16 protein-coding genes and 1 tRNA gene are annotated in these 19,394 nt (G+C 68.9%); 8 read left to right on the top strand and 9 right to left on the bottom strand.

From position 1 onward, the window contains the following. Window positions 1–7: 7 nt before the first annotated feature. A complete protein-coding gene (locus tag ACLQ7T_RS06040; RefSeq protein WP_420478609.1) occupies window positions 8–643 on the top strand; it encodes a S24 family peptidase in 636 nt (211 codons plus the stop codon). Window positions 644–795: 152 nt separating this feature from the next. Here the strand turns inward: ACLQ7T_RS06040 and ACLQ7T_RS06035 are convergent, their stop codons facing one another. The 3 genes from ACLQ7T_RS06035 to ACLQ7T_RS06025 form a co-directional block, all read right to left on the bottom strand. Beyond that, window positions 796–1,278, bottom strand: a complete 483-nt coding sequence (locus tag ACLQ7T_RS06035) for an SH3 domain-containing protein (protein WP_420478608.1) — start codon at window positions 1,276–1,278, stop codon at window positions 796–798. A 78-nt stretch (window positions 1,279–1,356) separates the two neighbouring features. After that, a complete protein-coding gene (locus ACLQ7T_RS06030; RefSeq protein ID WP_420478607.1) occupies window positions 1,357–1,734 on the bottom strand; it encodes a hypothetical protein in 378 nt (125 codons plus the stop codon). 71 nt (window positions 1,735–1,805) lie between these two features. Next, window positions 1,806–3,488, bottom strand: coding sequence for a lysine--tRNA ligase (locus ACLQ7T_RS06025; protein WP_420478606.1), 1,683 nt, complete (start codon window positions 3,486–3,488; stop codon window positions 1,806–1,808). A 126-nt stretch (window positions 3,489–3,614) separates the two neighbouring features. On the opposite strand from ACLQ7T_RS06025, the gene ACLQ7T_RS06020 reads away from it, so the two are divergent. Further along, a complete protein-coding gene (locus ACLQ7T_RS06020) occupies window positions 3,615–4,448 on the top strand; it encodes a DUF6615 family protein (RefSeq protein ID WP_420478605.1) in 834 nt (277 codons plus the stop codon). A 20-nt stretch (window positions 4,449–4,468) separates the two neighbouring features. On the opposite strand, the gene ACLQ7T_RS06015 is transcribed toward ACLQ7T_RS06020, so the two are convergent. Both ACLQ7T_RS06015 and ACLQ7T_RS06010 read right to left on the bottom strand, forming a co-directional pair. Beyond that, complete coding sequence (locus ACLQ7T_RS06015) at window positions 4,469–4,936, bottom strand: hypothetical protein (RefSeq protein ID WP_420478604.1); 468 nt, start codon at window positions 4,934–4,936, stop codon at window positions 4,469–4,471. 35 nt (window positions 4,937–4,971) lie between these two features. Next, a complete protein-coding gene (locus tag ACLQ7T_RS06010; RefSeq protein WP_420478603.1) occupies window positions 4,972–5,385 on the bottom strand; it encodes a hypothetical protein in 414 nt (137 codons plus the stop codon). Window positions 5,386–5,482: 97 nt separating this feature from the next. On the opposite strand from ACLQ7T_RS06010, the gene queA reads away from it, so the two are divergent. Further along, window positions 5,483–6,556, top strand: coding sequence for a tRNA preQ1(34) S-adenosylmethionine ribosyltransferase-isomerase QueA (gene queA, locus ACLQ7T_RS06005; protein ID WP_420478602.1), 1,074 nt, complete (start codon window positions 5,483–5,485; stop codon window positions 6,554–6,556). Further along, window positions 6,553–7,668, top strand: a complete 1,116-nt coding sequence (gene tgt, locus ACLQ7T_RS06000; RefSeq protein ID WP_420478695.1) for a tRNA guanosine(34) transglycosylase Tgt — start codon at window positions 6,553–6,555, stop codon at window positions 7,666–7,668. The genes queA and tgt overlap by 4 nt, the downstream gene beginning before the upstream one ends. Before the next feature lie 87 nt (window positions 7,669–7,755). Here tgt and ACLQ7T_RS05995 read toward each other — a convergent pair whose 3' ends face one another. The 3 genes from ACLQ7T_RS05995 to ACLQ7T_RS05985 form a co-directional block, all read right to left on the bottom strand. Then, a complete protein-coding gene (locus ACLQ7T_RS05995) occupies window positions 7,756–8,295 on the bottom strand; it encodes a hypothetical protein (RefSeq protein WP_420478601.1) in 540 nt (179 codons plus the stop codon). Window positions 8,296–8,353: 58 nt separating this feature from the next. Beyond that, the gene (locus tag ACLQ7T_RS05990; protein WP_420478600.1) at window positions 8,354–9,511 is read right to left on the bottom strand and encodes an aspartyl/asparaginyl beta-hydroxylase domain-containing protein; all 1,158 of its coding nucleotides are present in this window, start codon (window positions 9,509–9,511) and stop codon (window positions 8,354–8,356) included. A gap of 250 nt (window positions 9,512–9,761) precedes the next feature. After that, a tRNA-Lys gene (locus tag ACLQ7T_RS05985) sits at window positions 9,762–9,838 on the bottom strand. A gap of 115 nt (window positions 9,839–9,953) precedes the next feature. On the opposite strand from ACLQ7T_RS05985, the gene ACLQ7T_RS05980 reads away from it, so the two are divergent. Then, the gene (locus ACLQ7T_RS05980; protein WP_420478599.1) at window positions 9,954–11,045 is read left to right on the top strand and encodes a CaiB/BaiF CoA transferase family protein; all 1,092 of its coding nucleotides are present in this window, start codon (window positions 9,954–9,956) and stop codon (window positions 11,043–11,045) included. A gap of 30 nt (window positions 11,046–11,075) precedes the next feature. Here ACLQ7T_RS05980 and ACLQ7T_RS05975 read toward each other — a convergent pair whose 3' ends face one another. After that, window positions 11,076–12,815: an ATP-binding protein gene (locus tag ACLQ7T_RS05975; RefSeq protein WP_420478598.1), complete on the bottom strand. Its 1,740-nt coding sequence runs from the start codon at window positions 12,813–12,815 to the stop codon at window positions 11,076–11,078. 189 nt (window positions 12,816–13,004) lie between these two features. Between ACLQ7T_RS05975 and ACLQ7T_RS05970 the strand changes: the two genes are divergently transcribed. The 3 genes from ACLQ7T_RS05970 (at window position 13,005) to ACLQ7T_RS05960 (ending at window position 19,388) form a co-directional block, all read left to right on the top strand. Then, complete coding sequence (locus tag ACLQ7T_RS05970; RefSeq protein WP_420478597.1) at window positions 13,005–13,259, top strand: hypothetical protein; 255 nt, start codon at window positions 13,005–13,007, stop codon at window positions 13,257–13,259. Between the two features lie 106 nt (window positions 13,260–13,365). After that, window positions 13,366–15,153 (top strand): autotransporter assembly complex protein TamA, encoded by a 1,788-nt coding sequence (locus tag ACLQ7T_RS05965; RefSeq protein WP_420478596.1) that lies wholly within the window; start codon window positions 13,366–13,368, stop codon window positions 15,151–15,153. Next, the gene (locus ACLQ7T_RS05960) at window positions 15,150–19,388 is read left to right on the top strand and encodes a translocation/assembly module TamB domain-containing protein (RefSeq protein WP_420478595.1); all 4,239 of its coding nucleotides are present in this window, start codon (window positions 15,150–15,152) and stop codon (window positions 19,386–19,388) included. The genes ACLQ7T_RS05965 and ACLQ7T_RS05960 overlap by 4 nt, the downstream gene beginning before the upstream one ends. The last annotated feature ends 6 nt before the right edge of the window (window positions 19,389–19,394 follow it).

Below are 19,394 nucleotides of genomic sequence, written 5' to 3'. Positions count from 1 at the left end.
ACGTCGCTTGCCCCTTTCCCACGCCCAGATCTGGACCGCCATCGACCGGCTCGCCGAGCGGGAGGGGCTCAGCGCCTCGGGCCTGGCGCGACGGGCGGGGCTGGACGCGACCAGCTTCAACCCCTCCAAACGTTTCGGTCCCGGACAGCCGCCACGCCCCCGCTGGCCTTCGACCGAGAGCCTGACGCGAATTCTCGACGTCGCCGGCCTGTCGCTGGGCGACTTCGCCCGACTGGCCCAGGACGCCCATGAACGGGCGGAGACCATCCCCCTTCTGGGCATGGCCCAGGCCGGTCAGGACGGCTTTTTCGACGATGCCGGCCTCCCGACGGGTGAAGGCTGGGAGCAGACCGAACTGCCCCGCGCGTCCGACAGCCTGCTGAGCCTCCGGATCGTCGGCGACTCCATGGCGCCCCTCTACCGGGCGGGGGACCGGGTCATTGTCGACCGGGAAGCCACCGACGTCCGCCGGGGCGACCGGGTGGTGGTGCGCACCCTCGCCGGTGAAACCCTGGCCAAGGAGATCGCCGCCCTGACGGCGAAATCCGTCACCCTCGCCTCGATCAATCCGGCCTACCTGCCCCGGGCGCTGGACCGCGCCGAGGTGCTCTGGATGGGCCGTATCCTCTGGGTCAGCCAGTAGAGCCGGTCCTGCGGGCCATTCTCCGGTCGCGACAAAAAAGAAACCGCCCCTCCCGGGACGGCCTCTTCACCTCATCACACTCGAGCCGCCGGACACCGCGCGTCGGGCGGCGGCACGCAGAAGAAAGCCGCCCCGAAGGGCGGCTCTCCAGCTTAGTAGGTCGACACGTAGTGGGCGTTCACCCAGCCGCCGCCGGCGATCTGGACCCATTCGCCCTGCGAGCCGATGGCCGAGAACGGCTGGCCCGACGACAGACGGCCGACGGTGCGGTAGCCGGTGCCCGGACCCGAACGGATGTTCAGGTTGGCGGTGGCGCGATACTGCGCGCCGCTCTGGGCATTGGCTTCGGCGCGGGCGCGCTGCTGGTTACAGCCGATGTACGAGCCCGCGGCCGCACCGGCGGCGGCGCCGCCGACCGCGCCCAGGGCGCGCTCATTACTGGAAATCTGGCTGCCCGCCAGACCGCCCACGACCGCGCCGATCAGGGCGCCGGCGCGCTGACGGCCGCCCGGGGCGTCACAGTTGGTGATGCCGTTCGCCTGCTGGGCCGCGGCGGCGGTCGGAAGGGCCATCGGGGCCAGGCCGCCCAGCATGGCGGCAGCGGCGATGGCGACGGTGATTTTGTTCTTCGACATGGCTCTGCTCCTGTCATCGAGTTGGTCGATGGCAGGAAGAATGCCCGAGCCTGTCTGAAGGCTCCCGTGACCGTGTCGTTATATTCGGTTCATCTTCGTTGCGACGTGCCGGCGGCCGATCACGGTCGCGGCGGCGTCGGAGTCCGGCACCACCAGATGCTGACGCCCCTGGAACTGGTGATCCATCACCTGCGCCCAGAGATGCAGATGGCGATCCCCGCTGACCAGAACCGTGATCCCGTCGCCGATCCGGCCCGGGAACCGCGCCGCCAGCCCGGCGACGTCATCCACCGTGGTGTCGGTCGCGCCCTCCGGCAGATGGATGACCCAGTCCCAGTTCCAGACCTCGGGCCGATCATCCAGAAAGGCGGTGTCCTCGACCAGCGCCCGCCGGGCGGACGCGCCCGTCAGGTCCAGATGGAACACCTGATCGGCTTCATCGACGTAGCTGGTCAACCCGGGCCCTCCCCTGACACGGGCATCCTGACGCGCGGCGCGTTAAGGACATCCGGACAGGGCACTAGGGATTATCCCTCAGCCAGACCGCCGTTCGCGCCCTTTTCGATCAGCTCGATCGTCTGCGGCAGGCCGTAGATGGCGGCGAACGACCCGAAGCGCGGCCCCTGCGTGGCGCCCAGCAACACCTCGTACAGCGCCCCGAACCAGGCCCGCAGCGGCTCGAAGGCGTGCGCCTTGCCCACCGCATAGACCTCATTCTGGATCGTCTCGCCGTCCGTCGTGTCCGCCGGCAGCGCTTTCAGCCGCTCCGCCAGATCCAGCAGCGCCGCCTTCTCCTGCTCGGTGGGCAGCCGGAAGGATTTCGTCGGGCGGACGAAGTCCTCGTAATAGTTCAGCGCATGGCCCATCAGCCGGTCGAGCGTCGGCTCATTTTCCGGCGTCGCCTCGGGCAGATACCTGGCGAAATACGCCCACAACTGTTCCTTCGACGAGGCGTTGGCCACGCCGACGAGGTTCAGCAGCAGGCTGAACGACACCGGGCTTGCGACCTTGGGCGGATTGCCCGCGTGGATCGACCAGACGGCGTTGTCGATCCGCTTGGCCGGCTCCTGCGTCTGGAACTGGTCGATGAAGGACAGATAGTCGTCGATCGCGCGCGGAATGACGTTGAAGTGCAACGACTTGGCCGACTTCGGCGACTGGAACATGTACCAGCTCAGCGACTCCGGCGTGCCATAGCGCAGCCACTCGTCCATCGTCAGGCCGTTGCCCTTGGACTTGGAGATCTTCTTGCCCTCGATGTCGAGGAAGAGCTCGTAGTTGAAGCCCTCCGGCGGCACGCCGCCCAGGGCGCGGCACAGCTTGGAGCTTTCGCGCACGCTCTCGATCAGGTCCTTGCCCGACATCTCGTAGTCGACGTCCAGCGCGGTCCAGCGCATGGCCCAGTCGGGCTTCCACTGCAGCTTCACATGGCCGCCGGTGACCGGAACCTCGGTGCGGTTGCCGGGCTCGCCCGCCGGGTCCTCGAAGGTGATGGTCCCCTTCTCGACGTTGCGCTCCAGCGTCGGCACCTGCAGCACATGGCCGGTGATCGGGCTGATCGGCAGGAAGGGCGAATAGGTCGCCCGGCGTTCCTCGCCGAGGGTCGGCAGCATGATCGCCATGATCGCGTCGAACCGTTCCAGCAGGCGCAGCAGCACCTCATCGAAACGGCCGGACCTGTAGGTCTCGGTCGAGCTCATGAACTCGTAGTCGAAGCCGAAGCTGTCGAGGAAGGCCTGAAGCCGGGCGTTGTTGTGCGCACCGAAGCTCTCGTGGGTGCCGAACGGGTCGCGCACGCGGGTCAGCGACAGGTGCAGGTCCTCGCGCAGCATCTCCGGGTTCGGAATCCCCTCGGGCACCTTGCGCAGGCCGTCCATGTCGTCGCTGAACGCGATCAGGCGCGTCGGCCAGTGGTCGCCGGTCAGGGCGCGGAAGGCGTTGCGCACCATGGTCGTGCGCGCCACCTCGCCGAAGGTGCCCATGTGCGGCAGGCCCGACGGACCATAGCCCGTCTCCAGGATCACGGGCCGCTGCAGCGCCGGGAAGGTCGCCAGCGCCTCGTCCGCCTTGCCCGCGTCGATCAGCAGTTTGGCCGCATCCCGCTCGGCGTCGCTCAGCCGCTTCTTCAGAACGTGGTTCAGAAGATTGCGGGCCTGTTCAAACGGCCACGACCGGGCGTCGCGCGCGAGGAGTTCGATGTTCTGCAGCATGCGACGGGCTTTGCCGCCTCAGGGCGCGCGGGTCAACGTTTGCAAGGAAGCCTTGCTCTGAGCCAAACTTATCTACAATCCTTAGATTGTAATTAAACAGCAACCCTTACGAGATTCTCAGCTTCCATGCTTTGCGAATTTTCACGCAGATTCCCTAAGACGGCCGGCGAATTTCTAGACAGAGCATCCGGCCTAAGTCGTTCATTTCGCGAAGAAACACTTACTGACGTACTCATGGGCGCAATGGTCGCGTTCGAGCCTCTTGGGATCAAGGTCGACTTTCCTGACGAGCCTCGCACGGGCGCAGATATGGAGTGGATTTTCCAGAGAGCGAACGGTTCGACCCACTACCGGCTACTGATCCAAGCTAAGAAACTCTATGGCAAAGGGAAGATCTGGACTAGGCGAAGCTACCCAGAAATATTCCATCGTGTGCCGAAAACGAAAGCACTTCAGTCTGCCACGTTGGTGGCCGAAGCGAAAAGAACAGCGGCCACATACCCTCTGTACTTGTTCTACAACCACCAGACGATTTGCGATTTGGCCGCGACATCAGGGGCGAAGGTTGACGGCGCATCCCTAGTCAGCGGCTATTTCATCAACGGCTTGGTACAACAGAAGACCGCTGGCAAGCTGACCGCATCAAAAACTTCCAACCTCGGGACCATTCAGCCTAAAATGTTCCCGCTCTCAGGTCTGTTGTGTTCGCTCCCCCCAGTGATGAGGCGCGGGATGTCAAGTCGCGTCCTTGGTTTCGCCATTGACGGTCTGTGGTTTCCGGGCATATCTCCGTCACCAGAACTAATCCGGCAAAGATTGATCCAAGTTGTCGGAAGCGATGAAGAAGTTCCCGCGGTCGGAGAGGGTCGATTTGAGCCTCAAGAAAGAGATAGGAGCCGTTTCCGGGTAACCTTCACGTCTCCATCCACTGATGACGAAAAGCCTTCCTCCGAAGGCTGATGCGAATCTTGGCATTCGCCTCAACGCCTGCGTACAGCCCCCGCCACCACCGCCGCGCCGCTCACCACGATCAGGGCGTCCTCGATCAGGCCGCTTTTCGTCTGGCCGATCCGGCGCATGGCCGTCTTGCGGCCCGCCAGCGTCAGATAGGCCAGCGGCACGGCGGTCGCGATGGCGACCAGCCCGCCGCTCCGCTCCCGCCCCTTCGGCGCCAGCGCGCTTCCGGCGATGCCCGCGCTCATGATCCGCGCCAGAAGGCCCAGAAACACCGTCCGGTCCGGGGCCGACTTCATCTTGTCGCCGTACAGCTCGCCCGCGCCCATCGCCAGCGCCCCCGCCGTGAACAGCGGATGGGTCAGCAGGCGCAGCTTTCCGGGCGTCTTGCGCCGGGCCAGATGGGCCGCGGCCAGGGCGGCCATGGGGGTCATCGACCGGGCGCTGGCGACCGCGCCGATCAGGGCGGAGGGAAGGAGTTCAGGGGCTTTCATCCTGCTCCAACCGGCGGGACAGCCGCCGGTTCAAATCACCCCTGTTGTTCGGCCTCTTCGCCCGATCCCGATCCCGGCAGGGCGATGCAGCGCTGGCGCGTGCCGCCGTCGGCGGTCTGTTCGACACGCGGGGCGATGCTGGCCACCGTCGTCCCGTCCGTCTGATAGGTGGCCAGGAACTGGCAGCCGGTCTGGACGTCGGTGACCACATAGATGCCCGGCTGGTCGGTCGGCATCTTCGTCAGATTGGCCGTCACCACGCCGCGCAGGGCGCCAACGGGGTCATTGGCCGCCTGCTGGATCTGGTCGGCGCGGGTGTTGATCTCGTTCGCCGTGGCCGAGGCTTTGGCGGCGGTATCCTCGATCTCCTGCAGGGTGGATGCGGCCTCTTCACAGGCGGCGACGAGACCCAGCAGGGCGGAGACGGCGAGAACGGGGATCAGTTTCATACGCTCATCCTGCCCGAACCCCGCCACCCGGTCAGGCTGACACAAGGTCTCAGCCTGCCTTGACCCCGCCTCAGACGCATGGCCTTTGCGCCGCCTGATGAAGACCGCTGATTTCGACTTCGACCTGCCCGACGACAACATCGCGCTGCGCCCCGCCGAGCCGCGGGATTCCGCGCGCCTGCTGGTGGTGCGCCCGGACGGGCTTGAGGACCGGATCATCCGCGACCTGCCCGACTTCCTGCGCCCCGGCGACGCCCTGGTGTTCAACGACACCCGCGTGATCCCGGCCCGCCTGTCCGGCGTGCGCGAGCGGCCCAACCCCGTGGTCGGAGGCCCCGAAGGCGACACCCTGACCGTCGAGGTCGAGGCCACCCTTCACCACCGCGACGCCCCCGACGTCTGGTCCGCCTTCATGAAGCCGGGCAAGCGGATCAAGGACGGCGACCGCATCGTCTTCCGGTCCCTGACCGCCACGGTCACCGGCAAGGGCGACGACGGCCTCGTCACCCTGAAGTTCGACCTGACCGGCCCGGCGCTGGATGACGCCATCCATGAGGTCGGGGCCATGCCCCTGCCGCCCTATATCGCCGCCAAACGCCCCGAGGATGAGCGGGACCGCTCCGACTACCAGACCGTCTTCGCCGAGCATGACGGCTCGGTCGCCGCCCCCACGGCCGGTCTGCACTTCACCCCGGCCCTGCTCGACGCCCTGAAGGCGCGCGGCGTCTCGGCCCACGCCGTGACCCTGCACGTCGGCGCGGGCACCTTCCTGCCGGTCAAGGCGGACGACACCGCCGACCACAGGATGCATTCCGAGTGGGGCGAGGTCTCGCCGGCCACCGCCGACGCCCTGAACGCCGTCCATGCCGCCGGTGGCCGCATCGTCTGCGTCGGCACCACCTCCCTGCGCCTGCTGGAAAGCGCGACCGGCGAGGACGGCGTGGTCCGCCCCTTCCACGGCGACACCGCCATCTTCATCACCCCCGGCTACCGCTTCCGCGCCGTCGATGTGCTGATGACGAATTTCCACCTGCCGAAGTCGACCCTGTTCATGCTGGTCAGCGCCTTCGCGGGGCTGGAGACGATGAAAGCCGCCTACGCCCACGCCGTGGCCGACGGATACCGATTCTATTCCTACGGCGACGGCAGCCTGCTATTCCGCGCCGCCTGATGACCTTCCCGTTTGAAATCTCGAAGACCGACGGCCGCGCCCGCACCGGCGTCCTGAAGACCAGCCGCGGCGATATCCGCACCCCCGCCTTCATGCCGGTTGGCACCGCCGCCACGGTGAAGGCCCTGACCGTGGATCAGGTGAAGCAGACCGGCGCCGACATCCTGCTGGGCAACACCTATCACCTGATGCTGCGCCCCGGCCCGGAGCGGATGGAGCGCCTCGGCGGCCTCCACGAGTTCATGCGCTGGGACAAGCCGATCCTGACCGACTCCGGCGGCTTCCAGGTCATGTCCCTGTCGGGCATTTCAAAGCTGACCGAGGAGGCCGTCACCTTCTCCAGCCACATCGACGGCTCCAAACACGTCCTGACGCCGGAACGCTCCATCGAGATCCAGGCCGACCGGCTGGGCTCGGACATCGTCATGCAGCTGGACGAATGCGTGGCCTGGCCCGCCGAGGAAGTGCGCGCCCGTCAGGGCATGGAGCTCTCCGCCCGTTGGGCCCTGCGCTCGAAAAACGCCTTCGGGACGCGGGATGCGCAGGCCCTGTTCGGCATCCAGCAGGGCTCGACCTACGAAAACCTGCGCAAGGAATCCTCCGAGCGTCTGCAGGAGATCGGCTTCGACGGCTACGCCATCGGCGGTCTGGCCGTCGGCGAGGGCCATCAGGCCATGTGCGAGGTGCTGGACTATGCGCCGGAGTTCCTGCCCAAGGACCGTCCCCGCTATCTGATGGGCGTCGGCAAGCCGGTCGATCTGGTCGAGGCGGTGTATCGCGGCGTCGACATGTTCGACTGCGTCCTGCCCACCCGCGCCGGTCGCCACGGCCAGGCCTGGACCTGGAACGGCCCGATCAATCTGAAGAACGCCCGCTTCGCCGAGGACCAGGACCCGCTCGATCCGGACGTCCCCTGCCCGGCGTCGCAAGACTATTCAAAGGCTTACCTGCACCACCTGATCCGCGCCGACGAAATCCTCGGCAAGGTCCTGCTCAGCTGGCACAACATCGCCTTCTTCCAGGCCCTGACCGCCGCCATGCGCACCGCCATCGCCGAGGGCCGTTTCGAGCAATTCCGCCGCGACTTCCACGCGCGGCACGTCTCGAACTGAGGGATTAGGGATTAGGTTCGGCGGAGACAGGCTTCCGGAGTGGAGCCATCCAGACCCGGCCTCCTCCTAAACCCTAGTCCCTAATCCCTACCTGCGGGGCCTGAACCAGGCCGGGGCGGCCGGCGGGGCGCAGTTGTGCTGCATCCCGATGCCCTTCAGGAAGGCCCGGCGCATCCGCCCGGCCTGCACTGCGGATTTCACCCGCAGTTCGGCGCGCTTGGCCCCGGTCAGCCGCCGGACCCAGGACCGCTGGGGAATGAAGTCCGTGGTCGCGTCCCGGATCGCGTCGAGCGCCTCTTCGACGACTTCCTCGGTCACGATCTCCGTCAGATTGGGCTGGTCCGGCCGACGCGGCTCGTCGCTGTCCGGTCCCAGGGCCTCGTTCAGCCGGGCGATCTCGGCGCCGATGGTCGTGCACTGGTTCAGGTTGCGCAGATCATAGGGGTTGGCCTCGGCCTGCAGCAGGACGATCGGAATGCTCTGCTGACGCAGGTTGAAGTCATCCAGGGGCGCTGTCGCCGCTGCGCCGAACCCGTCGCCGAACTGCCGCGCCCCCTGCCGGGCCGCGTCGCCGGCGCCGCAACCCGCGAGGGCCAGAAGGGGCAGTATTCCGAGTAGACGTCGCATGGATCCCTTCAACCACGGCCAACGCGGACGGGAAAGCGCCCGCGACCGCATTCAGCTGTCAGCCGTGCGCCCCCGGATGGGGCGAATAGGCGTCCATCGCTTCCAGCAGGGCGGAGACGAGCAGCCGTTCCTCCTCGCCCAGCTCCGGCCGCCAGATGTCGAACATCAGGATCACCCGCGTCCGGTCGCTGCCGTTGCGGGCTTCGTGCTCGATGGTGTCGTCGAAGACCCAGCCGCGCCCCTTCTCCCATTCCCGGACATCATTGCCGACCCGGAAGACGCAATCCGACGGGACGATCAGCGGCACGTGGCAGATCAGCCGGGTGTTCGCCACGCCGGTGTGCGGCCGGATGTGCGCCCCCGCCCGGAGTTGCGAGAACATGACCTCCGGCGAACGGGCCTTGACCCGGCAAAGCGGAGCCTCGGCCAAGGCGGCCATGGTGCGGGGACAACGGGCCGCCATCGCGGTCTCGGCGCCGGACTTCCAGAGCGAGCAGGTGCTCCAGTCCATGCTGTTGATCAGCGGATAGTCCGCCAGCCCCGGGATGCCCGCGGCCGGCCGGAGATAGGGCGCGAAGGTCGCCTCGTCGCGAAGGACGCCTTCCAGCTCGGTCGTCATCGCCTCGACCTCGGCCTCGACGGCGTCGAGCCAGGGGAACTGCTCCCGGGGATAGAACTCGAGGTTCGGCAGGCCCGGATAGTAGAAGGCCGTGGGTTGCTGGAAATAGGGCTGCTTGCGCCCCATCAGCACATCGAGCGCCAGGGTGAACCGGGGGCTGGAGCGCCCTTCCCGGTAGCCGGCTTCGCGCAGCTCTTCCTGCACCAGCGCCTGCAGGTCCGCCTGGACCGCCGCGCGCGCCGCCTGCGCCCGGTGCACCCCGTCGCGCAGATCCGGCGTCACCCCGCCTTCCGCGGCGATCTCGAGGGCGACGCCATGGTAGAAATTCGCCTCCCGGCGCTTCCCTTCCCCGACCAGCAGATCAGCCTTCACCAGGGTGGCGCGCAGGTTGCGCGGATCGATCGCCAGCGCGCGCTCCGCCGCCTCATGGGCCGCCGACGACTCGTCCAGCCGGCGCCGGCAGTCGGCCAGCAGGGCGAAGGTCTCCGCATCGCCTCCGCCGCCGCGGATCGCCGCGTCCAGCTGCTCGCCGGCGCCGCGCCAGTCGCCACGACTGAACGCGGCCAGCGCGCCACTGTCGACCGATCCGAATTTCATGGACTGCCATAACATGAGGCGAACCTGAATCAGAATTCGGGCAACTTCTGGACTTTAAAAACTTGTAATACTTCCCGCAAACTACTGTTCTTTGGACAGCGCCTCAAAGAACATTACTTTGTTGAAATGTAATCAGCGTTCAGAAAATCAGGATGCCGGACGCACCCGGATGCGCGCGGGCGCCGCCGGACAAGAGCGTCGGAAGATCATCATTTGCGGAAGAACGGCCTGACATGAGGTCAGGAACCGATGGTACGTCCTCTCGGGCTCGAACCGAGGACCCTCTGATTAAAAGTCAGATGCTCTAACCAACTGAGCTAAGGACGCACATCGTGTCACCGGACCGCGTCGGCGAATCCGGAGGCGCGGCTTTTCCAACATCAGGCCGCGCGGGTCAAGGTCCGCTCGACAGGTTCCTGACGGACCGGCTACGCAAGGGGGCATGACAGCGACCACAAAGCCCCTCTCCGGCCTCCGCATTCTCGAGTTCGACGGCCTGGGCCCCGTGACCTTCGCGGGCATGGTGCTGGCGGACATGGGGGCCGAGGTCCTGCGCCTGACCCGCAGCGCCTCCGCCGGCGCGGCCGTGTTCAGCGATGTCGGCGGCGAGGTGCTCCACCGGGGACGCGCGGCGGTGGGCGTCAACCTGAAGGACCCGGCGGACCACGCCCGCATCCTTGATCTGGTCGCAGGCGCGGACGCGATCATCGAGGGCTTCCGTCCCGGCGTGATGGAGCGACTGGGCCTCGGTCCGGACGCGCTGGCCGCCCGCAATCCGGCGCTGGTGTACGGACGCGTCACCGGCTGGGGCCAGACCGGGCCGATGGCGGATCAGGTCGGGCACGACATCAACTACATCGCGCTGTCGGGCGCCCTGCACCCGATGGGCGAGCCGGACCGCCCGCCCCGCGCGCCCCTGAACCTCGTCGGCGACTACGGCGGTGGGGCCATGTTCCTTGTCTCCGGCCTGCTGGCGGCCCTGCTGCAGGCGAAGACCACCGGCAAGGGCTGTGTCGTCGACGCCGCCATGACCGACGGCTCGGCCCTGCTGACCGGCCTGTTCCACGCCTTCCGCCCCCGCGGCCTGTGGAGCGACGCGCGCGGCGCGAACCTGCTGGACGGCGGCGCGCCCTTCTATCGCTGCTTCACCTGCCGGGACGGCCGCTTCGTCGCTGTCGGCGCGCTGGAGCCGCAGTTCTACGCCGCCCTGATCGCAGGGCTCGGCCTGACGCCGGAAGAGGCGCCGCAGTTCGACATGGCGAACTGGCCCGCCCTGCACGCCCGGTTCGAAGCCCTGTTCGCGACACGGGACCGCGACGACTGGGCCGCGCATTTCGAGGGCACGGACGCCTGCGTCACGCCGGTGCTGACCCTGGGTGAGGCGCCGACCCATCCCCACAACGCCGCACGGGGCGCCTTCATCGACCAGGGTGTCGTTCAGCCGGCCCCGGCGCCGCGATTCGACGGCCCGGCGCGGCCGGAGCCCCAGCCCCCGGCGCTGTCGCTGGACGAGGCCGTCGCCCGCTGGACCTGAGCCCCCGGGGACCGATGCTGACGCCCCGGTTCAGGCGACCTGCGCGCGCGCTTGCGCCGTCCCAGCGGACGCACAGGCGTCCGCCAGGGTCATGATCAGCATCGACGGGTCGATCGGTTTGGTCAGGAAGCCCGCGACGCCCGCCGCCTCCCAGGCCTGCCGATGGATGTCCAGGGCGTTGGCGGTCAGCGCGACGACGGCGGTGTCGCCGTTCAACCCCTCCCCGCCCCGGATCCGGCGTGTGGCCTCCAGCCCGTCCATGACCGGCATCTGCATGTCCATCAGGATGGCGTCGAACCGTTCAACCCTGGCCGCCTCCACCGCCTCGGCGCCGTTCTCGACCAGGGTCAGCCGGCAGCCGTGCGGCTCAAGCAGCAGGGTCAGGATGCGGCGGTTCACCTCATGGTCGTCCGCCGCGAGGATGGAGCGGCCTTGCAGGCCGCCGACCTCGGCCTCGATGGCGTCCAGCGCGACCGGACGCACCTCCGAAACCTGCATCGGCAGGACAAGGGTGAAGGTCGCCCCCTCCCCCTCGATGCTGGCGACCGTCAGGCCGCCGCCCATAAGCTCGGCCAGCTTGCGGCTGATCGACAGGCCCAGTCCGGTGCCGCCGTAGCGGCGGGTCGTTCCGGCCTCGGCCTGCTCGAAGCTGTCGAACACATGGGCCAGCCGCGCGGCGGGAATGCCGCAGCCGGTGTCCGCGACGTCCACGGTCATCACCCCCTCGCGCCAGCCGACGGAGACCGCGATCCGCCCCGCCTCCGTGAATTTCACGGCATTGGAGATCAGGTTGAACAGAATCTGCTGGAACCGCAGCGGGTCGGTCCGCACGCAGTCGGGCACGCCCGCCGAGGCCTCGACGACCAGCTGGACGCCGTTCGCCGCAGCTCGCGGCTCCCACAGACGCGCGAGGGACGTCAGTCGGGCGCGCACGTCCACGTCATCCGTCTCCAGCACCATCTTGCCGGCCTCGATCTTGGACACGTCGAGCACGTCGTTCAGCAGCCCCATCATCACCTCGCCGGCGTCGGTCAGCATCGAAACGTGCTCGGCCTGCCGTTCATCCAGATCGGTGCGACGCAGCAGGTTGGCGGCCGAGATCACCGCATTCATGGGGGTGCGGATCTCGTGGCTGATGACGGCGAGGAAGTCGGACTTGGCGGCGCTGGCCTCCTCCGCCTTCTCCCGGGCGTTCTGCTCAAGCTCCTTGGCGGAGCGCAGCAACCGGGTGGTGGTGTTGGCCTGCCGCACGGCGACGACCAGATGGCTCATGTACAGCAGACAGCCCAACGCGATCAGCAGCTCCTGCCACCGCCCGGTCAGAAGCGCACTGACCACCGGCAGACCGAGAAAATAGGCGCCGTGGGTGGCCACCGCGGCGAACAGGATCGGCCGCACATGGTGCATGTGCAGGCTGACGTGCAGCAGGCCGCCGGCGACCTGGACCAGGGCGAAGGCCCGGCCGATCTCCCCGCCGTTGATCCAGAGCCAGGCGGCGATGCCGGAATAGATGGCGACCCCCAGGACCGTCACCGCGCAGCACAGGACGACATAGGCCGGCCCCGGCTCGCGTTCCGGGTCGCGACGGAAACGGCGAAACACCGCCCAGTCCACCAACTGGCTCAGCAGGACGGCCAGAAACCAGATGATCGGCCAGACGCTCGGCAGGAAGAACCAGGCCGTCATTCCGATGAAGGCGGCCAGTCCGACCCGTGTCTTGAGCTCGCGGAACCGGACCTGGGAGACTAGGGCATAGGCGGTGGCGGACATTTTTTGTTTTCTCCCCACGCTCAGATTGCGTCGAATTGGGAAAGGAATGGTTTCACCGAACACCGATCCCCGCTCATTCCGGCGGAAAGGCGGAGGTCGACAGGGTGCGCCGTCCGTCGATATCCTCTATGGAACAGGACCGACGGCCGTGCGTTGGAAGGCCTGATTCCGGGGGAGACTTCTTCGCTCATGAAACGCCTTGCCGCCCTGCTGGCCGTGTCCGCTGTTTTTGCCGTGGCCGCCTGTGACAACCCGCCTCCGGCGGAGGACGAAGGGCTGGCTGACAAGGCCGCCGAGCAGGCGCCCGCGCCGGTGATCGAGGAGCCCGTCGTGGAGGCGCCGGCTCCGGTGACGCCGCCGCCGACCGATTCGACCACCCTGCCGCCGGAGAAGCGGACCTCCGAGGAGTCCGTGCAGCCGGAAAGCGAAACCCTCTTCTACTGAGGCCCCGCGTCGCGCGCGCCTCCGGGCCGCCGCGACATATCCTGACGCCGACGGCGGGGGAGCGCCGTCCCGATCCAGCAGGCCGACCGGCCTTCGAGGTTTGAGTTTGACGCCGAGGCCTGCCTTCTTCCTTCTCAGCCTCGCGGGCGTGACGATCGCGTCCACCGCCGCCGCGGACCCCCGCGCCCAGATCCGCGGGGAGCTGGACGGCGGTCTCAGGGAACAGCTGGTCCGCGCCGTCGGCGAGGTGGATGGCGCCCCTTCGAACCGGTTTGAAGCCCGCCGCCGGGCGCGCGGCGCCCTGCAGGCGGCCGAAGCCCTGCTGCGGTCCGAGGGCTATTACCAGCCGGTGCTGGAAGACATCGTCGAAGGCGAGGAGACGCCGGTCGCCATCGTCAGCGTCGTCCCCGGGCCGCGCTTCGCGCTGACCGATCCCGCCGTGAACTGGGTGGCGCCGGAACCCGAGCCCACGATCGCCGCCGAGGTGATGGACGACATCGGCCTTTCCGCCGGACAGGCCGGACGGGCCGTCGAGGTCATCGCCGCCGAGGGGCGGCTGGTGGCAGGCCTCGTCCGCAACGGCTACGCCGACGCGCGCGCCGAGCCGCGCCGCGTCGTGGTCGACCACTCCGCCCTGACCGTGTTTCCGACCTACAACATCGCCTCCGGACAGCTGGTGCGGCTGGACGGGGTCCGGCTGGAGACGCGCGGCCCCACCAATCCCGCCTGGGTCGCCGGCCTCGCGCCCTGGTCGGAGGGCGACGTCTACGATCCGGAAGACGTGGCCGAGTTGGAACGCCGGCTGCTCGAGACCGGCGTGTACGACGGGGTCGGCGTGGCCCTGGCTCCGGCCGAGCAGACCAATCCGGACGGTCACCGTCCCGTTGTCGTCAGCCTGACCGACCGTCCCCGCCGCATTCTCGAGGCAGGCGCCACCTTCTCCACGGCCGACGGCTCGGGCGTGGACGCCCGCTGGACCTGGCACAACCGGTTCCACCGCGCCGACACCCTCGTCTGGGAGGTCCGCATCGCCGATGTCGACAGCCGCCTGGGGGCCGATCTCAGCCTGCCCCACTGGCGCGAGCCGGGGCAGACCCTCAAACTCTCGGCCGCCGTGGTCAACGAGGATACGGACGCCTACCGACGGACCGCCCTCGCTGTCGCCGCGGACCTTCAGCAGCGCACCGGCAAGACGTCGTGGTTCAGCTACGGTCTGGGCGTCGACGTCGGTCACTACAACGAGAACCGTTTTGATCCGGTCACCCAGGCGCCGATCAATTTCGACCGCGACCTCTACATCCTGACCGGCCGCGGCAGCTTCTATCTCGACCAGTCCAACGATCCGCTGGACCCGACCACCGGCTGGCGCTTCAGCGCCTCGGCCCAGCCCACGGCCGTGGGCGGAGAGGACACCGTCCTGTTCCTCAAGGTCGAAGGCCAGGGGACCGCCTACCTGCCCCTGCAGGACAACGGCAAGACCGTCCTCGCCGGCCGCGTCCGGCTGGGTTCCATCCTCGGCGGTGAGGAGCTGACCGTGCCGTCGGATCGCCTCTTCTATTCCGGCGGCGGCGGGTCTGTGCGCGGCTATGAATACCAGGGTGTCGGGCCGCGGTTGCCGGACAACACCCCCCGCGGCGGCCTGAGCCTGTTCGAGACCTCTCTGGAAATCCGCCGGGACGTCTGGCGCAGCTTCCAGGCCGTCGCCTTCGTCGACGCCGGCGCCATCGGCTTCCAGGAGAACCCCAACTTCAACAACCTGCGCTACGGCGCGGGGGTCGGGGTGCGGTACAAGCTGCCGTTCGGACCGATCCGCGCGGACATCGCCTTCCCGCTCGAGCGCCGTGAAGGCGACGCCGACTTCCAGATCTACGTCAGCATCGGACAGGCGTTTTGACCGACGACCTGCCTCCGGAAGAGACGACCGAGGCCGATCCGGCCGACACGCCCGTCGAGAAGGCGAAGCGGAAGCGCACGCGCCTGCAGGCCCTCGCCTTCTTCGCCGGCATGGGGACGGCGATCCTCGCGGCCCTGCTGATCGTCGTCCTGATCGGCGGCCGGATGTATCTGGTCAGCGACGCCGGGCGGGAGCTGGTGACCAGCTTCGTCGCCGGCAAGAAGATCGGTCGCTACGGGCGGATCAATGTGGAGGGTGTCCGGGGCGACCTGTTCGACGACTTCACCATCGACCGGGTCACGGTGACCGACGCGGACGGCGTCTGGCTGGAGGCGCGCAAGGTGCGCGTGGACTGGACCTGGTGGCCGCTGGTCACCCGTCGCTTCCACGCCACGGAGATCGAGGCCGAGGTCATCCGCCTGATCCGCCGACCGCAGGTCGAGCCCCCGTCCGGACCGGGCGGCCCGCAGCCGATCAGCGTCGACATCGACCGCTTCGCCGCCCGCGTGGAATTGCTGGAGGGCTTCAGCAAGGAGTACGGACGCTGGACCCTGTCCGGCGAGGCGAACATCCCCCGCCGGGGGGCCAAACAGGCCGTGGTCAACGCCGACAGCCTCAGCCGCCCCGGCGACCACCTTCGCCTGAACGCCGTCTTCGGCGGAGCCCTGCCTGAAACCCGTCTCGACCTGCGTGCGGTCGAGGCCCGCGGCGGCCCGATCGCCGGCGCGCTCGGCTATTCGCCCGACCGTCCCTTCCAGGCGACCGCCCTCATCAACGGCGAGGTCATCGACGCCGTCGTCCGCACCGGCGATTTCGTCCCCCTTCTGGTCAAGGGCCGCTACGGCAAGGACACCGCCCGGGTCAGCGGCTTCTTCGACTTCTCGGGCTCGGACCTGCTGGAGCCTTTCGCCGAGCGCATCGGCCGCACGGCGCGCTTCGGCTTCGCGGTCACGCCGGACACCGACGGAGACGGTCAGCAGGGCGTCAGCTGGACGCTGATGTCGGACAATCTGAACTCCCACGCCAGCGGCCAGATCGAGATGAAGACCCGCCGCAGCCGCGACGGGATTCGGCTGGAGGTCTCGACGCCCAACCTGACCCGGCTCGCCGGAACCGCCGCCGCCGGGGCGTCCGGCTATGTCGGGACCTTCCGGGGCGACGCCGAAACCTGGACCTTGGACGGCGCGGTCGACCTGGCCGGGGTCGAGGCGTCCAGCTATCGCGCTGGCCGTGTGCGCGGCCCCCTCAACCTTGAGGTCAAGCGCGGCCGCATGGCGCTCGACGGGGACATCCGCGCCGAGGGCGGGTCGAACGCCGGCATCATCGGCGCCCTGCTCGGCGCGCGACCGCGGGTCGCCTTCGAGGCCGTGCGTCAGACGGACGGCGCCATCCTGCTCAGCCGCATCGAGGCCGAAGGACAGGCCCTGCGCCTGACCGGATCGGGCGGACGCAACCTGCTGGGCGGTCTCGGCTTCCGCGGCGAGGCCCGCATCACCGACGCCTCGAAGATCCACAGCGGGGCGCGCGGCGCCTTCGGCGGGCCGATCTCGGCGTCCATGGCGCGCGCCGGCGCCCCGTGGCGGCTGACCTTCGACGGCCGCGGACGCCGTCTGGCCACCGGCCAGTCCGAGCTCGACCGCCTGCTCGGCGCCACGCCCCGCCTCCAGCTCACCGGCGCCCTGAACCAGGGCCGGATTGACGTCGAGCGCGCCGCCCTCACCGGCGCCGCCGGCGCCGCGTCCGCGCGCGGGCGTATTGAAAGCACCGGGGCCCTGCGGCTGGCGCTGGACTGGAATGCGCGCGGGCCCTTCGGAGTCGGCCCGGTCGAGATTGACGGCGCCATGACCGGCGACGGCGCGCTGACGGGCACGCTGGCGGCCCCGAAGGCGGACCTGCGCGCCGCCTTCGCCCGGGTCAACGCCGGCCCCCTGCAACTGGCCGACGCCAATCTGGTGCTCAGCTTCCGCAAGGGGGCGGACGCCTCGGACGGCAGCGTGGCCATCACCGCCGCCTCCAACTACGGCCCGGCCCGCGCCGCCGGGAACTTCTACCTCGGCGGCCCCCGCATCCGGCTGACCGACGTCGACCTCGACGCGGGCGGTGTCACCGCGCGGGGCGACATCGCCCTGTCGAGCCGCATCCCGTCCAGCGCCGACCTGACCTTCACCGCCCGCCCCGGCGCCTTCCTGGCCTCGGGCGAGGCCAACGGCCGCGTTCGCCTGACCGAGGGCGGCGGGGCCGAGACCGCCATTCTCGACGTCTCCGGCCGCAACGTCCGCCTGGCCGGCTCGCCCTATGTGATCCGGACCCTTGATCTGGACGGCCGTGGCACGCTCGAGCGCCTGCCCTTCACCCTCAAGGCCGACGTCGGCGGACCGACCCCGGTCGCCTTCGACGGCTCCGGCGTCTACGCCCGCAACGGGGCGTCGCAGTCCGTCACCCTGCAGGGCGGCGGCTCGGTGCGCGAGATCGACTTCACCACCCGCAGCCCGGCCGTCGCGGCCCTGTCGGGTGACGGCAAGGTCCTGCGGGTCGACCTTTCGGTGGGCGGCGGCGTCCTGACCGGCGACCTGCGGCAGGATTCCCGCGCGGCCATCATCGAGGCCAATCTGAGCTCCGTCGATCTGGGTTCGATCTCACCGGACCTGCGCGGCCGCGTCACCGGACGCCTGTCCCTGCGCGGCTCGGGCGACGACCTCTCCGGCTCGGCCAACGTCACCCTCGACAACCTGCGCAGCATCGACGCCCCGCGGGGAATGGAGGTGGACGGCACGCTCAACGCCGTCCTGGTCGACAACACCCTGCGCCTGCAGGCCCGCGCCGTGGACGAGGACGCGGTTCAGGCCAGCGCCGACCTGACCCTGCCCGTCGAGGCCTCTGCCGCGCCCCTGCGCCTCGCCATCGCCCGCACCCGCCCGATGTCCGGCACGGTCGACATCCGCGGTCAGATCCAGCCGATCTGGGACCTGTTCCTGGGCGGCGAGCGTTCCCTGTCCGGTCAGGTGGCGGCCAATGCGACCCTCGGCGGCAGCCTGGCCGAACCGCGTATCAACGGCCGCCTGGATCTCCAGCAGGGAGCCTTCCGCGACAACGCCACCGGCCTCCGGCTCGCCGGGGTCACCCTGAACAGCCGGTTCGACGACACAACCGCCCTGATCGAGACCTTCTCGGCCAATGACGGCGCCGGCGGTCAGGTCAGCGGCGACGGCCGCATCGGCCTGCGCGAGGGCTCGGGCTCCAGCTTCCAGCTGTTGTTGCGCCGGTTCCGGATCATCGACAACGACATCGCAGAGGCCCGCGCCTCCGGCCCGATCACGGTCATCCGCGGTCAGGACGGCAATATCCGTCTGGCGGGCGAAATCTCGGTGGACGAGGCCCGGATCGAGGCCAATCCCCCCGGCTCGAACGGCATCGTCAGCATGGATGTGGTCGAGATCAACCGGCCCGGCGGCGACACGCCCGAGGAAGAGCAGACCCGCAGCCGGGGTCCGCAGATCGGCATGGACATCGCCATCCGCTCGCCCGGGGGCGACGTGCGGGTGGTCGGCCGCGGCCTGAACGTGGAAATGAGCGTCAACGCCCGGGTCACGGGGACCATCTCCCGCCCCAACCTGACCGGGACCGCCCGCGTGGTGCGGGGCGACTATGATTTCGCGGGCAAGCGCTTCGTCTTCGACCAGACCGGCTCGGTCAGCCTGTCCACCCGGCCCGACCAGATCCGCCTGAACCTGTCGGCGACCCGGGACGATCCGGCCCTGACAGCCACCATCCGCGTCACCGGCACGGCGGCGCGGCCCGAGATCGCCCTGACCTCGACCCCGGCCCTGCCGCAGGACGAAATCCTGTCGCAGGTGCTGTTCGGCCGATCCGCCTCCCAATTGTCCGCCTTCGAGGCGGCCCAGCTGGCGGCGGGCGTGGCCGCCCTGGCGGGCGGCGGCGGCTTCGATGTGATCGGAAACCTGCGCGAGCTGGCCGGTCTGGACCGCCTGTCCTTCGGCGGCGAGGCGTCCAGCCTCACCGTGGCCGGCGGACGCTACATCACCGACGACGTCTATCTGGAGATCATCGGCGGCGGCGAGGACGGGGCCGAGGTGAACGTCGAATGGCAGGTGCGCCGCAACCTGACGGTCAGCTCGAAATTCGGCGGACAGGGTGACGCCAGCCTGTCCATCCGCTGGCGGCGGCAAAGCCGGCAGCCGGGCGGCGCATCAAACGACCGCCGCCCGAACCGCTAGACGGCG

It is taken from the genome of Brevundimonas sediminis (assembly GCF_048799765.1).
Lineage (GTDB): Bacteria > Pseudomonadota > Alphaproteobacteria > Caulobacterales > Caulobacteraceae > Brevundimonas.
This window is presented reverse-complemented; position numbering and strand designations above follow the sequence as displayed.

What these genes read in the sequence shown, in the direction of transcription:
- ACLQ7T_RS06035 (WP_420478608.1), bottom strand. Translation starts at nt 1,278, where the DNA reads ATGTCGAAGAACAAAATCACCGTCGCCATCGCCGCTGCCGCCATGCTG.
- ACLQ7T_RS05980 (WP_420478599.1), top strand. Translation starts at nt 9,954, where the DNA reads ATGACAGCGACCACAAAGCCCCTCTCCGGCCTCCGCATTCTCGAGTTC.
- ACLQ7T_RS06020 (WP_420478605.1), top strand. Translation starts at nt 3,615, where the DNA reads ATGCTTTGCGAATTTTCACGCAGATTCCCTAAGACGGCCGGCGAATTT.
- ACLQ7T_RS06015 (WP_420478604.1), bottom strand. Translation starts at nt 4,936, where the DNA reads ATGAAAGCCCCTGAACTCCTTCCCTCCGCCCTGATCGGCGCGGTCGCC.
- ACLQ7T_RS05975 (WP_420478598.1), bottom strand. Translation starts at nt 12,815, where the DNA reads ATGTCCGCCACCGCCTATGCCCTAGTCTCCCAGGTCCGGTTCCGCGAG.
- queA (WP_420478602.1), top strand. Translation starts at nt 5,483, where the DNA reads ATGAAGACCGCTGATTTCGACTTCGACCTGCCCGACGACAACATCGCG.
- ACLQ7T_RS06025 (WP_420478606.1), bottom strand. Translation starts at nt 3,488, where the DNA reads ATGCTGCAGAACATCGAACTCCTCGCGCGCGACGCCCGGTCGTGGCCG.
- ACLQ7T_RS05995 (WP_420478601.1), bottom strand. Translation starts at nt 8,295, where the DNA reads ATGCGACGTCTACTCGGAATACTGCCCCTTCTGGCCCTCGCGGGTTGC.
- ACLQ7T_RS05970 (WP_420478597.1), top strand. Translation starts at nt 13,005, where the DNA reads ATGAAACGCCTTGCCGCCCTGCTGGCCGTGTCCGCTGTTTTTGCCGTG.
- ACLQ7T_RS06010 (WP_420478603.1), bottom strand. Translation starts at nt 5,385, where the DNA reads ATGAAACTGATCCCCGTTCTCGCCGTCTCCGCCCTGCTGGGTCTCGTC.
- ACLQ7T_RS05990 (WP_420478600.1), bottom strand. Translation starts at nt 9,511, where the DNA reads ATGAAATTCGGATCGGTCGACAGTGGCGCGCTGGCCGCGTTCAGTCGT.